The organism is Streptosporangium sandarakinum (assembly GCF_013409935.1).
GTDB classification, from domain to species: Bacteria; Actinomycetota; Actinomycetes; order Streptosporangiales; family Streptosporangiaceae; genus Streptosporangium; species Streptosporangium nondiastaticum.
The window spans coordinates 440,054-453,569 of the sequence record NZ_JACCCO010000003.1; the positions used below are offsets into that span (position 1 = coordinate 440,054).

Annotated in this window: 9 protein-coding genes; 2 read left to right on the top strand and 7 right to left on the bottom strand. The window is 76.6% G+C overall.

Annotated features, from left to right (window positions below; translation table 11 throughout):
- Window positions 1-103 precede the first annotated feature (103 nt).
- On the bottom strand, window positions 104-1,294 hold the full coding sequence (locus HDA43_RS28415) for an RNA-guided endonuclease InsQ/TnpB family protein (RefSeq protein ID WP_179827102.1): 1,191 nt from the start codon (window positions 1,292-1,294) through the stop codon (window positions 104-106).
- 289 nt (window positions 1,295-1,583) lie between these two features.
- Entirely contained in the window at window positions 1,584-2,075 is a 492-nt protein-coding gene (locus HDA43_RS28420; protein WP_179827104.1) for an MSMEG_6728 family protein, read from the bottom strand.
- 59 nt (window positions 2,076-2,134) lie between these two features.
- Here HDA43_RS28420 and HDA43_RS28425 point away from each other — a divergent pair, with 59 nt between their 5' ends.
- Window positions 2,135-3,643, top strand: coding sequence for a metallophosphoesterase family protein (locus tag HDA43_RS28425; RefSeq protein WP_179827106.1), 1,509 nt, complete (start codon window positions 2,135-2,137; stop codon window positions 3,641-3,643).
- A gap of 35 nt (window positions 3,644-3,678) precedes the next feature.
- A complete protein-coding gene (locus HDA43_RS28430) occupies window positions 3,679-5,385 on the top strand; it encodes a bifunctional 3'-5' exonuclease/DNA polymerase (protein WP_218912667.1) in 1,707 nt (568 codons plus the stop codon).
- Between the two features lie 175 nt (window positions 5,386-5,560).
- On the opposite strand, the gene HDA43_RS28435 is transcribed toward HDA43_RS28430, so the two are convergent.
- From HDA43_RS28435 to HDA43_RS28455, 5 genes are all read right to left on the bottom strand, one after another.
- Window positions 5,561-6,847, bottom strand: coding sequence for an MFS transporter (locus tag HDA43_RS28435; protein WP_179827108.1), 1,287 nt, complete (start codon window positions 6,845-6,847; stop codon window positions 5,561-5,563).
- A 194-nt stretch (window positions 6,848-7,041) separates the two neighbouring features.
- A complete protein-coding gene (locus HDA43_RS28440; RefSeq protein ID WP_179827110.1) occupies window positions 7,042-9,189 on the bottom strand; it encodes a serine/threonine-protein kinase in 2,148 nt (715 codons plus the stop codon).
- Window positions 9,190-9,412: 223 nt separating this feature from the next.
- On the bottom strand, window positions 9,413-10,816 hold the full coding sequence (locus tag HDA43_RS28445) for a YlbE family protein (RefSeq protein ID WP_179828763.1): 1,404 nt from the start codon (window positions 10,814-10,816) through the stop codon (window positions 9,413-9,415).
- A 94-nt stretch (window positions 10,817-10,910) separates the two neighbouring features.
- Complete coding sequence (locus HDA43_RS28450; protein ID WP_179827112.1) at window positions 10,911-12,506, bottom strand: AllF/FdrA family protein; 1,596 nt, start codon at window positions 12,504-12,506, stop codon at window positions 10,911-10,913.
- The gene (locus HDA43_RS28455; protein ID WP_179827114.1) at window positions 12,503-13,453 is read right to left on the bottom strand and encodes an oxamate carbamoyltransferase subunit AllH family protein; all 951 of its coding nucleotides are present in this window, start codon (window positions 13,451-13,453) and stop codon (window positions 12,503-12,505) included. The genes HDA43_RS28450 and HDA43_RS28455 overlap by 4 nt, the downstream gene beginning before the upstream one ends.
- Between the last annotated feature and the right edge of the window lie 63 nt (window positions 13,454-13,516).

Here is a 13,516-nt window from a genome sequence, read left to right on the forward strand (position 1 = left end):
GGGATTTTCCGGGGAATTATCTACCCCCGCCGGAGCGGCCGATCTATGATCATCTGCCTTGACATCCTCCCCGCCTGAAGGGCGGGGGATTCCAACCCGCTTCCTACGCGATGAGGAGAGCGGGATGGGGTTCGCGGTGCACCGGCCCGGTGACCCGGGGCCCTTCCCGCGCAGCCACGGCATGCCCTGCCGCGTGTGCGATGTTGCGTGCGGCGTTCACATCGGCGTGCCCGGCGTGATGGCAGGAGCGGCACCGGAAGCGCGCTTGGCTCTCACGCGCCCTCCGGTCCACGAACCCGCACGCCGAACAGCGCTGACTGGTGAACGCCGGATCGACCCGGATGACCCGGCCGGGCGCCTTGTCCTCCAGGCGGGTGACGAGCAGACCCCAGCCATTGGCCAGGATGCCGCGGTTCAGCCCGGCCTTCTGTCGCACCCCGCGGCCCGGCTTCTCGGCCGTGCCGCGGGCCGATCGGGTCATCGCGGCGATCTTGAGGTCCTCGACCGCGATGACGTCGAACCGGCGGGCCAGATCGGTGCTGGTCTTCTCCACCCAGTCCTTACGCCGGTCCTTGCGCCGCGCCTTGAGCCGGGCGAGGGCGGCCTTGACCTTCGCCCGCCGGGCCGAGCCGGGCTTGGCGCGGGCGAGCCTGCGCTCCAAGCGCCGCAGCCGCGCCTGCTCGGTCTGCCGCAGGGGTTGGACGGTGAGCAGTTCACCGGTGGACAACGCCGCCGAGACCACCACGCCCCGATCCACCCCCACGACCTCGCCGTTGCCGGGTGCGGGAACCGGGACGGGGACGGCGGCGAAGGCGACATGCCAGCGCCCGGACCGGTCCCGGGTCACCCGGTAGGACTTCACCCCGGCCGGAACGGGCCGCGACCAGCGGAACCGCACCCAGCCCACCTTGGGGACGCGGACCTCGCCGACGTGGCGCGACAGGCGCCGCACGTCCTCGGCTTTGACGGCGACGATCCGAAAGCCTTCGCTGCGGCCGCGTTTGCGCCAGGTGGGCCGCTTGTGAGTGCCGCCGAAGAAGTTCGCCATCGCCTGGGCGAAGTCCTTCAGCGCCTGCTGCTGCACGATGACCGACCCATCGGCCAGCCACGGGCAGGCGGCGCGGGCCTGGGTGAGCTGGCGGCACTGCTCGGCGAACCCCGGAGCACCGCCGCGTCCGGGCCACCAGAACGAATGCTGCTCGACCGCGAGGTTCCACACGTACCGGGCATGGCGGCAGTGCTCGGCCAGCGCCGCCTCCTGGACGGGGGTGGGCTGCAGCCGGTAACGGGACACGCACGGAATTTTACCGACTGTTACCGGACCGCTACCGGCGAAACGGGGAAGTTCCCGGTGTCCGGCCGCTCCGCGTTTCCTCCCCGTCCTGAAGGGCGGGGCTTTCACGCTGCAGATTCATGGTGACGGCGGGGCAGTGGCCCACGGCGAACACCGGGACGCGGGTGTACGTCGACGACTTCACCATCGGCCGGCTGCCCTGACGGCGCCGGTTGCGGCCAACGAAAAATCTACATTGTAAAGGCGTCGGGCGCGGACAGGACGAGAACGATCCCCCGCCGACGACCGGTCACCCCGATCCACCGGACGGCGGACGCCGCGGCCGGTCGGAGAGCGGCCAGACGTAGGGCAGCCCGTCCGGCTCGTCGCCGAAGATCGGGCGGTAGAACTCCGGGGACTTGCGCAGCAGCGCCGACCGGTGGCTGAGGTGCAGCTCCGGGTCGCCCAGCCAGGGCGGCAGCTCCCCGGCGGCGGCGAGCTCCGCCTGGGAGCGGGGCGCGGCGACGCCGAGGAGGCCGGACAGCTCCCGCGTCAGCTTGTCCGCGCAGGTGTCGGCCCGGCCCCCGGCGCACCACCGCTCGCAGACCTCCAGGCCGTACCTGACCAGCGCCTCCTCGTACCCGGCCCACATCCGCACCGCCGGGTGGTGGCGCCAGCCGTACCCCGGGACGGTCAGCGCGCGCAGCACCTGGATGGTCTCCACCCGCTGCTTGCCGAGCCGCAGGGGGTCGAGGACCCGTGCGGTGGCGGCGAAGTCGGGGTAGGGGAGGAAGGTCTGCATCGCGGCTCCCGTACCCGCTTAACCCTGCGCATGTCCGAGATCAACGTCAAAATATGGTCATGGTCGATATCGGTCGGGCCGCGAGACGCGGACGTGACGGCTCCTCCCGGGTGTCGGAGGAGGGCGCGGGCTGGTCGTGCGCCCGGGTGGGTACGTTCCGGGACATGCTCCCCGGCCGGGAGAGCTTCTCCTGGCTGAACCCGCGCACCCTGTGGCGGTCGAGGAACGAGGTCCTGGCGACACTGTTCGGGGATCCGTCCGGTGAGGTGCGCGCCCGCTGGGTGGCCGCCCAGCGGGAGCGGGGCGCGGATCCGGCCATGCGGATCCCGGTGGACGTCGGCCCGGAGTTCTCCTTCCTGGTCCTGGGGGACACGGGGGAGGGGGACGCCTCGCAGTACGCGGTCGTCCCGGGGGTGCTGAAGATCGGGCGGGGCACCTCCTTCGCCGTCATCGCCAGCGACGTGATCTACCCCGCCGGGTCGGGCAACGACTACGACGTCAAGTTCTTCCGCCCGTACCAGGACTACCCCGCGCCGATCTACGCCGTGCCCGGCAACCATGACTGGTACGACGGGCTCGGCGGCTTCATGCGCGTCTTCTGCGAGGCCCCGGCGCTGAAGGCCGAGCGGCAGGGCTTCCGGCTGTCGCCCTCCGGGCTGCGGGGCCTGCTGTGGCGCAAGCCGGACGTGATCGACGAGGCGGCGCTGGAGCGGGCGCGCGAGCGCCGGTCCGAGCCCGGCCAGCGGGCCGTGCAGCCCGGACCGTACTGGGCGCTGGAGACCCCCTCGCTGCTCATCGTGGGGGTGGACACCGGGATACGCGGCACGCTGGACGCCGGGCAGGCGCGGTGGCTGCGCGAGGTCTCGCGGGATCCGCGGCCCAAGATGCTGATCACCGGCAAGCCCGTCTACGTCCGCGACGAGTACAGGCCGTCGGCGCTGGAGGGGGGCGGCACGATCGACGACATCGTCGCCGACCCCGCGCACAACTACGTCGCCGCGATCGGCGGGGACGTGCACAACTACCAGCGTTTCCCGGTCAGCAGGGGCGGCCGGACGATCCAGTACATCGTGGCCGGCGGCTCCGGGGCGTTCATGCACGCCACCCACACGATCCCCAGGGTCACGGTGGGCGGCGTCAGCGAGGACGACTACCGCTGCTACCCGCTGCGCGGCGACTCGCTGTCGTTCTACAGCAGGCTCTACAGCGACCGGCTGCGGATGCGCTGGCTCTACCTCACACCGGCCGAGAGCGCGGCGGTGATGTCGCGGCGGATCGGCGTCGCCCCCGTCCGGGACGTCCCGCCCGTGCCCGTCACGGCGCGGATGAGGTGGGCGGCGCGGATCCTCGGCGGCCTGCCGATGCCGTTCCGGCTGCCGGTGGGCCGGACGTTCCACCGCTACCTGTCGGAGCTGTCCGACTGGGACACCCCGCCGTTCTTCAAGAGCTTCCTGCACGTCTCGGTGACCCCGGAGGCCCTGACGATCCGGTGCTTCGCCGCGACCGGCTGCCTGGAGCAGGAACTCGAACCCCCGCTCGAGGACGAGGTGGTGATACCGCTCGCCTGAGCGAAAGTGTCGGGGCGGCGTGGGAGGCTGGCCTCATGCACGTGGCAGTGGCGGCCGGTCCGGGGAGCGGTGGCGTCCTGCTGCCCGCCGGGGGCGAGGCGCGGACCGTCGCCGACCTGGCGGCGGCCGTCCGGGAGCTTGAGACGGGGTCCGGGGCGCGGGCCGTTCCGGGCGCGCCGGAGCCAGGGGCGCGGGCCGTCCCGGGGCCGGGCGCCGGGCGGGGGGCGCCTCCGGGCGCGGCGGGCGGGCGTCCGCGCTGGGTCTGGGCCGACACCCGCGCGGTCTACCCCGCCCTGCTCGACGCCGGGGTGCGGGTGGGCCGCTGCCACGACCTGGCGCTGACCGAGGGCCTGCTGCTGGGATACGAGGGGCGGTACGGCGAACCCCGCTCGGCCGCGGCGGCGCACGCCCGGCTGCACGGCCTGCCGGTGCCCGACGACGACCACCAGGCGCCCGGCGGGGAGCGGGCGCGTCAGGCCGCGCTGTTCGAGGATGAGCCGCCCGCGCCGGACGCCGGGCCGGTGGCCGAGGTCCTCGCCGACCAGCTCCGGCGGATCGAGGCCACCGCCGACCCGCACCGGTTCCGGTTGCTGGCCGCGGCCGAGTCGGCCGGGGCGCTGATCGCCGAGGAGATGAGCCGCGACGGCATGCCCTGGCGGCGCGACGCGCACGACGCGCTGCTGGCCGAGCTGCTCGGCCCGCGCCCGGTGCACGGCATGCGCCCGGCGAAGCTGCAGGCGCTGGCCGATCAGGTGTCGGCGGCCTTCGGCACGCCGTTCAACCCCGACTCCCCGCAGCAGATCATCCGGGCCTTCAAGGCGGCGGGGGTGCCGGTGGCCTCCACCCGGGCCCACGAGATCAGGAAGGTCGACCACCCCGGGGTCGCGCCGCTGCTGGCCTACAAGGAGCTGGCGCGGATCCACAGCTTCCACGGCTGGGTCTGGGCCGACCAGTGGGTGCGCGACGACCGCTTCCGGCCGGAGTACGTCGTCGGCGGCGTCGTGTCGGGCAGGTGGGCCACCAGCGGCGGCGGGGCGCTGCAGATCCCCAAGGTGATGCGCCGGGTGGTGGTGGCCGACGAGGGCTGGATGCTCGTCGTGGCCGACGCGGCGCAGCTGGAGCCGCGGGTGCTGGCCGCGATGGCCGGGGACGGCGGGCTGGCCCGCGCGGCCGGGGAGGCCGATCTGTACCAGGCTCTGGCGGGGGCGTTCGGCGGCGACCGCGCCCACGCGAAGATCGCCATGTTGTCGGCCATGTACGGCGGGACCAGCGGCGACGCCCCCACGCTGCTGGCCGTGATGCGGCAGCGCTTCCCGCAGGCGTACCGGTTCGTCGAGGAGGCGGCGCGCAGCGGCGAGGAGGGGCGGCTGGTGAGGTCCTGGCTCGGCCGCACCTGCCCGCCGCCGTCGGCGCGCTGGAAGGAGCTGGTCTCGGGCCCGGAGGGCAGGCGTGCGGCGCGCGACCGGGGCCGGTTCACCCGCAACTTCGTGGTCCAGGCGACCGCGGCGGAGTGGGCGCTGTCGCTGCTGGCGGTGCTGCGCGGGCTGCTGCCGGACCCGGCGCGGCTGGTGTTCTTCCAGCACGACGAGGTGATGGTGCACTGCCCGGCCGAGCTGGCCGAGGAGGTCGTCGCGGCGGTGGGCCGGGCGGCCGGGGAGGCGACGCGCCTGCTGTTCGGTGCGACGCCGGTGCGCTTCCCGATGCAGGCGGTCGCGGTGCGCTGCTACGCCGACGCGAAGTGACGACGGGCGCGGCGCCGCGTGGGCCGTGCGGCGGCTCGCCGGTTCGGGGGCCGGGGCCGTACGGGCGCCGACGGCCGGAACGTGGCGCGCCTCATCCCCCTGCATCCCCCTGCCGCCGGCGCCGGGACCGTACGGGCGCCGATGGCCGCCGGTGCCCGTACGGGGAGCCGGGGGGTCAGGCGGCGCGCGCGGGCCGGGTGGTGAGGGCCAGCCAGGCGGCGGTGACGGTCACCATGACCGCCGTGGCGGTGCCGAGCGTGCCGTAGGACAGGCCGCTCACGATCAGCCCGGCGAGGATCGTGCCGCCCGCGCCGCAGACGTTCATCAGCAGGTCCGACAGGCCCTGCACGGCGGGGCGGCGCTCCAGCGGCACGGCCTCGGTGAGCATCGCCGAGCCCGCGATCAGGCCGCAGGACCAGCCGACGCCGAGCAGGCCGAGCCCGGCGGTCACCCGGCCGATGTCGTGCGGCCCGGCCCCGCCCGCGAGGAGGGCGGCGGCCAGGAGGACGCCCATGCCGAGGACGAGCACGCGGGTCCGGCCGATCCGGTCGGCCAGCCAGCCGACCGCAGGCGACAGGACGAACATGCCGGCGATGTGCACGCTGAGCACGACGCCGATGGTCCGGTAGCCGGCGCCGGCGTGGTCGAGGTGCACCGGGGTCATGGACATGACCGACACCATCGCGGTGTGGGCGACCGCGATCGCCACGAGCGCCCGGGAGGCGGCGGGGCTCTCGCGCAGGGCCCGCCAGCCGGCGCGCAGCCCGCCCCGGCTCCGGGTCCGGGCCGTGGCCGGGGTCGGCGCGGGGGCGGCGGGGGAGCCGGGAGCGGCCGGAGCGGGGGAGCCCTGGGAGGTCGCGCGGGCCAGCAGCAGCGGGTCGGGCCGCAGCGCCACCAGCACGACGGCCAGCGCGAGCGCGAACGCCAGCAGGGAGAGCGCGAAGGGGCCGGTGTCGGGGGCCAGGCCGAGCCGGCGGCCGAGGCGTTCGGCGGGTTCGGCCAGGTTGGGGCCGGTGACCGAGCCGATGGTGGCGGCCCACACGACCCACGCCAGGTGCCGGGCCGAGTGGCCGGGGGCCGACAGGTCGGTCGCGGAGTAGCGGGAGGCGAGGTTGCCCGCGCTGCCGCCGCCGAACAGCACCAGGCCGGCGAGGAGCAGGGGCCACACGCGCGTGGCGATGGCGAGCAGCGCCACCAGGCAGCCGAGCACCGCGCAGGCGTAGGCCAGGGTCAGCCCGGCCCGGCGGCCATCCCGGTTCGCGGCGCCGGCGGTGGGCAGGGCCAGCAGGGCGGCGCCGAGCACGCTGGAGGTCCCGGCCAGGCCGCTGATCGCCACCGAGCCGGACAGCTTGGCGACCACCAGCGAGCTGAGGGCCGTGCCGACGGCGACCCCGACCCCGCCGGTGATCTGCGCGATGGACAGCACCGCGAGGGTCCGCCGCTGCACCGCCGCGATGTTCATCCGGCTTTCAGGGGAAATATCGTCTTTTTCTGGGATGGATGAGGGGGTGCGCGTCACCAGTGAAGTCTGCCATCACTCATGACACCATTTGAAGCGATATTCCGGTCCCCGCCGGGTGCGCGGACGGGGCGGTCTACGACGCGATCCATACCAGCCCGCCATGCCGGCCCCCGGGTGCGGGACGGGGCGGCCGGTCAGGCGTTCGGGGTGAAGGTGTCGAGGAAGACCTGCCGGAACGCCGCGCTCCTCCCCCAGTCGAGGTCCTGCACGGCGAACGTGATCCGGTAGGCGGTCGCGTCGTCCACCATGACGTACCGGGTGAGCCCGTGCATGGGCACGGCTCCGCCGGACACCGCGTAGGTGTACTCCAGGTCGGCGGCCTTCCAGTCGCGGTAGGGCACCCGGGAGAGGCCGACCTCGGTGTACTCGTCCAGGCCGTTCCGGTCGGCGCGGCGCAGCGCGGTCATCGGGTCGGTCACCGGGACGGGGGTGACGGTGACGCTCCGCCCGCTGTTCCTGGGGCCGGTGAACACGGTGCCGCCGTCGTCGCCCGGCTTGGCGGCCCAGCCCTTGGGCAGCGCCGCCGCGACGCCGGCCTCGCTGAGCCGCCGGTATCCGTCGGGGATCTCGGTCCGCGGCCGGTCCGGGGTCGCCGGGTCGGCGGGTGCCGAGGCGGCGGAGGAGCCGGGGCTCGTGGTGGCGGCCGGGGGCGCCGGGGCGTCCGAGGTGCGGGGCAGCAGCAGGACCAGCGCGGCGATCACCAGCACCAGCGCCACGGCCCCGCCCGCCGCCAGCATCCGCGGTGCCGGCCGGCCGCCGCCGGACCGGCCCTCCCGCCGCCGCGCGCCGGGGGCGCCGGGGTCCTCCGGCGCCGCGTGCCGCCGGCCGCGCAGGGGGGCGCCGGCGGCCGGCCGGGCCGCTGGAGCGTTCTCCGCGGGCGGTCGCGGGGAGGAGCCGGCCGTACCGGTGGGGGAGCCGGGCGGGGGGTCTCCGAAAAAGGGGGAGGAGAAGTCCGCGGAGGAGCTGCGCAGCGCGTCGTAGCCGCGCATCCCGGACGGGGAGCCGCCGGACGGCGGGCCCGGGAAGGGGGCGGTCTCGGGTCCGGACGCGGCCTGCGGGTCGTAGGGCACCCGCACCGGGCCGGAGGGGGTCTCGATGATCCGCGACGGCATCGGTCCGGGCGAAGGGGCCCGCGGGGCCGTGGGGCGGGCCGCCGGGGCGTCGGCGGGGAAGGACGCCTGAGCGCCGGAGGCGGGAAACCGCTCGGAGGAGGTGAGGAAGGGATCCTGCCCGGAGGGGCTCGGGAAGGGGTCCCGGGCGGTGGGGGCGGGGAAGGGTCCCCGCCCGGCGTCGTGGCCGAACGGGTCGGACGAGCCGGGCAGGTCGGACGGACCGGGCAGACCGGACGGGCCGGGCAGACCGGACGGGCCGGGCAGACCGGACGGGCCGGGCAGACCGGACGGGCCGGGCAGCGCCTGTTCCAGCAGGCGGGCCGCCTCGGCGGCGGTCATCCGGCCGTCGGGGTCCCTGCGCAGCAGCCCCTCCAGGACCGGGGCCAGCGTCCCGGCCCGTACCGGCCGGACGGGCTCGCCGGAGAGGATCTCGTTGAGCACCGTCATCGCGTCGGGCCCCTCGTACGGAGGGCGGCCCTCGACCGCGGTGTACAGCGTGGCGCCGAACGCCCACAGGTCGGCGGCGGGGGTGACCGCCCGGCCGGTCAGGCGCTCCGGCGGGACATAGGCGGGCGAGCCCACCAGCAGCCCGGCCAGCGGGGCGGCGCCGTCGTCCTCCAGCGCGGCGATGCCGAAGTCGGTGAGCACCACCCGGTCGGCGGTCAGCAGCACGTTGCCGGGCTTGACGTCGCGGTGCAGGATCCCGGCGGCGTGGGCGTGGCGCAGCGCGTCGAGGACCCGGACGCCGATCTCGGCGGCCTGCGCCACCGGCAGCGGCCCGCCCTGCCGTACGGCCTGCTCCAGGGACCAGCCGCGGACCAGCTCCATCACGATCCAGGGGCGGCCGTCCTCCTCGGCGACGTCGTGGACGGCGGCGATGCCCGGGTGGCTGAGCCGGGCCGCCGAACGGGCCTCGTGGATCATGCGCCGGTGGGCGGCCCGCGTGCCCGCGGGGTCGAGCCCGGGGGGCAGGATCAGCTCCTTGATCGCGACGTCGCGGTCGAGCAGCACGTCGTAGGCGTGCCACACCCGGCCCAGGCCGCCGCGGCCCACCGGCGACACCAGCCGGTAGCGCCTGCCGATCAGCCTGTCCGGCCTCGGGACCGCACCCGGCGGGAGAGGCTCGCCGTCGGGTCCGGCAGGGGCGTCACCGGTCAAGCGATCGGTCATCGTCTCCAGTCCCCCCGCAGGCAGCCTGATCTGTGAGGCTGGACACGATATAAGCCTTACATTCAGTAATGAAAGTTGATGTTTGGCGAACCATTCGCAGACGGCATCGCCGATGCCCGTCCGCCACGGCCCGCCGCCTCCCGGACATCCGGGCTGACGTCGTACGACGCGCCGCGGCCCGCGGCGGACCGGAGGACCGGCCACCGTCCGCCCGGCCCCGGAGTCAGCGCTCCGGTCCGCCGCCGGGGCCGGCCGCCTCGGCGGCGGCTGTCAGGGCCGTTGTGAAGGCCGACGCGGGCGGGCTCACCAGACCGGCGCCCACCTGCCCGGTGCCCGCGACCCGGCCCGCGATGCCGGTGTTGACCGCCGGCAGCAGCCCCGTCCGGGCGACCAGCGCGACGTCGACGCCCACCGGCGTGCCGCGGAAGCCGAGGACGGGGATCCGGTAGGCGGGGTGCTCGGCGAGGGTGATCTCGTACATGGACCGGGTGGCCCGCATCGCGTCCGGCACGTCGCCGCCGACGAACCTGACGATCGCCGGGGCCGCCGCCATCGCGAAGCCGCCCAGGCCGGCCGTCTCGGTGATGGTGGAGTCGCCGATGTCGGGGTTGGCGTCGGCCGGGCCGTACGCGCCGAGGTACAGCCCGTCCGGCACGCCCGCCGGGCCGGTGAACCAGCGGTCGCCCAGCCCGGAGACCTGGATCCCGAAGTCGGTGCCGTTGCGGGCCATCGCCACGACCACGGTGGAGCCGGGCACGTCCCGGGCGGCGTCGGCGCTCACCTTGCAGGCCGCCATGCCCGCGTTGAGGAAGAAGTGGTCGTTGCCGTGCACGAAGCGCAGCACCTCGGCCGCCCGGCCCGGCGCGGCGTCCACGATCGCCGCGGCCAGCTCGCGCACCAGCAGCGACGTGGCGGCGCGGTTGCGGTTGTGCAGCTCGTCGCCCATCTGCAGGGCCTGGGCGATCAGCGCCCCGAGGTCCAGCGGCCCGGTCAGCTCCAGCGCGGCCCGCAGCACCGGTCCCAGGACCTCGCCCATCCAGGTGAGCCGCCGCAGCACCTCCGGGCCGTAGGCGCCGTAGCGCAGCACCTTGCCCAGCCCCTCGTTGAGCGAGCAGAAGGCGGTGCCGCCGTGCTCGGCGTCGTGTACCTCCAGCATCCACATCGACGGGCTGACCACCCCCGCCATCGGCCCCACGGTCCGGTGGCGGTGGCAGGGCTCCAGCCGGACGCGCCCGGCGGCCAGCAGCCTCCCGGCCTCCTCGGGGTCGCCGGCCAGTCCCTCCAGCAGCGCCGCCCCGACGAGCGCGCCGCGCATCGGCCCCGAGGCCCGCTCCCAGGTGATCGGCGGCCCGGCGTGCAGGAAGGTGCCCGGCGGCAGGTCCAGCGCCTCGCGCGCCGGCCGTACGGTGACCAGGCGGGGCCGGGCGGACACCAGGCGGCCGACGGCGACCTCGTTGGCCTCGGCCCTGCGCGGGTCGGCCAGCACCCGGGCGAGGTCGTCGCCGGTGCCCGGCATCGGCGGGCGCCAGTCCACCCGGATCCTCGGTACGGCCTGCGCGTCCAGCGCCTCGCCGAGCGGCTCGGCGCCGGCCGTGACCACCCGGAGCTCTCCGGAGAGCAGGGGCATCGTCACGGGGCACCTCCGCGTGCGGAACGGCCCGCGAGGCGGTCGCCGGGCCGGTGGGTCGTCGCCGGGTGTTCCCGGGAGGGTTCGCGGGCCGTCATCGGGCACCCGCGGCCAGGGCGGCGGCGTGCCGGGCCGCCCGGGCGTTGGAGGCGAACACCGCCGCCCCGGCCGCGCGCAGCGCCTCGGCCTGGCCGCCGAGCCCCTGCGGGTCGCCCTCGGTGCCGACCAGCGCCACCACCACCGCCGTCCCCCGGGCGACGGCCGCGGCGACGGCTGGGGCGAGCCGCCGCGCAGGGTCGGGGTCGGCGCCGTGCCCGAGGACCACGTCCAGGAGCGCGACGTCACCGCCCGGCACGCCTGCCAGGGCCTCCAGCCGCAGCGTGGGGTCGATCATCGGGTGGGCCCGGCCGCGGGTGTAGGCGTCGTCGCCGAAGTCGGTGAACCGCCCGGTCCCGGCCACCAGCCGGGCCTCGGCGCACAGGGTGCCCCCGGCGTACAGGCCGTGCAGCGCCGCGCCGCTCCGGCGGGCCGGCCCGCCGGAGCCGGTCGGACCGCCCGCCTCAGCCGTTGCGGGCGGGGCCGTCGCCGCACCGCCCGGTTCCCCGGTCCCGTCGCCCGGTCCCCGCGCCCCGCCGTCCCCGGCCTTCCGGCCGGCCGGTCCCGGGGCGGGCCAGGAGGGCCAGGCGGGGACCGGCGCCCCGAGCGCACGCAGGGCGCTCTCGGCCGCCGCGGTCAGGTCGCCGTTCCCGGGGCCGAGCAGGGCGGCCACCACCGGCGTGGCGAGCCCGGCGGCGGCGTCCCGCACCGTCCGGGCCACCTCCGGGGCGGGGGGCTTGGAGACCAGGACGATCAGCTCGGTCGCCGGGTCGGCGTCGAGCGCGGCGAGGGCCCGGAGCGTGGACAGCCCGCCCACCTCCGCCGACAGGTCCCGGCCGCCCACGCCGAGCACGTGCCGCACGCCCACGCCCGCCAGGTCCAGCAGGCAGGCGACCTGCTGCGCGCCGGTGCCGGAGGCGGCGACCATCCCGACCGGGCCGGGCCGCAGCACGTTGGCGAAGCCCAGGCCGGTCCCGCCGATCACCGCGGTGCCGCAGTCGGGCCCCATGACCAGCACGTCCCGCTCGGCGGCCCGCCGCTTGAGCAGCACCTCCTGCTCGACGGGCACGTTGTCACTGAAGATCATCACCGGCAGGCCGGCCTCGATCGCGTCCATCGCCTCGGTGAAGGCGTACGGTCCCGGCACCGAGACCAGGGCCAGCACCGGGCCGGGGTCCGCGGCGAGGGCGCGGGCGGCGGCGCCGACCGTGCGCGGGGCGAGCCCGGCCGCACCGCCGAAGCCGCCGGGGTCCCCGAAGCCCCCGAAGCCGCCGGGGCCGTCCAGGCCCGCCGGGCCACCGCCCCCGCCGCCCGCCGTACGGCTCGCCAGGCCGGCCAGCAGCCGGTCCAGCTCGGCGGCGGCGGCCTCCAGGGCGGCCGGGTCCTCACCCCGCAGCGCGACCAGCAGGTCGCCCGGACCGGCCTCGGGCAGGCCGAAACCCAGGTCGGCGGCGACGCCGCGGTTGAGGCCGGTGGCCATCGCCACCAGGGCGACCTCGACGCCGGGCAGGTCGGAAGCCGTCCGGCTGACCCGCATCAGGGTGACCGAGTCGTGGTAGGCGCCCGCGCGCACCCGGACCAGATCGACGCTCATCCGTCCCGCCCTCCGGCCCGCGCGGCTCCGTTCGCCCCGTCCCCGGCCCGCGCGGCTCCGTTCGCCCCGTCCCCGGTGAGCGCGACGACGGCGGTCAGGCCGATGCGCAGGCCCCACGCGAGGTCGGCCCCGGAGGTGTGGCCGAGCCGGAGCAGCCGCTCCAGCGCGGGCTCAAGGGGCGACCCGCCGGTCAGGCCCCGGAGGACGGCCAGCACCTCCGCGCACGCCTGGCCCCGCGCGGCGCAGTGCAGCAGCGTGGCCGAGACCGCGGTGGTCCGGCCGCGCGCGTCGAAGGCGACCGCCGCGCCCAGCCGGTCGGCCAGCCGTACGGCGCGGCGTGCCCCGGCCGCCGTCCCCAGGTGGCGCAGCGCCACGAGCGTCCCGGCGAGCACGTCGTCGCCGCTCGGGGTCAGCCCGGGACCCAGCCCGACGAGGCGTTCGGCGGCCGTGACGCAGTCGTGCGGCGAGGCCCGCGCGCACCCGGCGGCCAGCAGCCCGGTGGCGTCGGAGCCCTCCAGCCCCGGCCGCCGCGGCGACCGGTCGCACACCCCGGCCAGCACCGGCAGCGCGGCGGCCAGCCGCGCCGGGCCGGCCCGGCCCGGCGGCGGCGCCGGATCCCACCAGCGCCGCACCCCCAGGCGCAGCCGTTCCAGCTCCACCGCGCCGTCGCCGACCCACGCCTCGTCGCCCACGGCGGCCGCCGGCGGCGTCCCGGCGGTCACCAGCGCGTTGGGCAGCCGGACGGCCCCGCCGGTCGTCACCGCCACCACGCGCGGCTCAAGCTCCGCGCGGACCTCCAGATAGATCGCCGAGGGGAACACCGCCAGCACCCGCGCGGGCCGCCGGGGCGCCTCCAGCACCGGCCGCAGGGCCGCGCTCGCCGCGCCGGTCGCGTCCGCCCGCACCGGGGACGACCGCGGTCCCCTCGGGCATGCCGTGACGCTCATTCCGCCTCCCCGCCGGCCGTCCCCCGTCGAGCCGACCGTAGAACGGCAGGTGAGGCGGGCCGT

What these genes read in the sequence shown, in the direction of transcription:
- HDA43_RS28425 (WP_179827106.1), top strand. Translation starts at nt 2,135, where the DNA reads ATGGTCGATATCGGTCGGGCCGCGAGACGCGGACGTGACGGCTCCTCC.
- HDA43_RS28440 (WP_179827110.1), bottom strand. Translation starts at nt 9,189, where the DNA reads ATGACCGATCGCTTGACCGGTGACGCCCCTGCCGGACCCGACGGCGAG.
- HDA43_RS28420 (WP_179827104.1), bottom strand. Translation starts at nt 2,075, where the DNA reads ATGCAGACCTTCCTCCCCTACCCCGACTTCGCCGCCACCGCACGGGTC.
- HDA43_RS28455 (WP_179827114.1), bottom strand. Translation starts at nt 13,453, where the DNA reads ATGAGCGTCACGGCATGCCCGAGGGGACCGCGGTCGTCCCCGGTGCGG.
- HDA43_RS28450 (WP_179827112.1), bottom strand. Translation starts at nt 12,506, where the DNA reads ATGAGCGTCGATCTGGTCCGGGTGCGCGCGGGCGCCTACCACGACTCG.
- HDA43_RS28445 (WP_179828763.1), bottom strand. Translation starts at nt 10,816, where the DNA reads ATGCCCCTGCTCTCCGGAGAGCTCCGGGTGGTCACGGCCGGCGCCGAG.
- HDA43_RS28430 (WP_218912667.1), top strand. Translation starts at nt 3,679, where the DNA reads ATGCACGTGGCAGTGGCGGCCGGTCCGGGGAGCGGTGGCGTCCTGCTG.
- HDA43_RS28435 (WP_179827108.1), bottom strand. Translation starts at nt 6,847, where the DNA reads ATGAACATCGCGGCGGTGCAGCGGCGGACCCTCGCGGTGCTGTCCATC.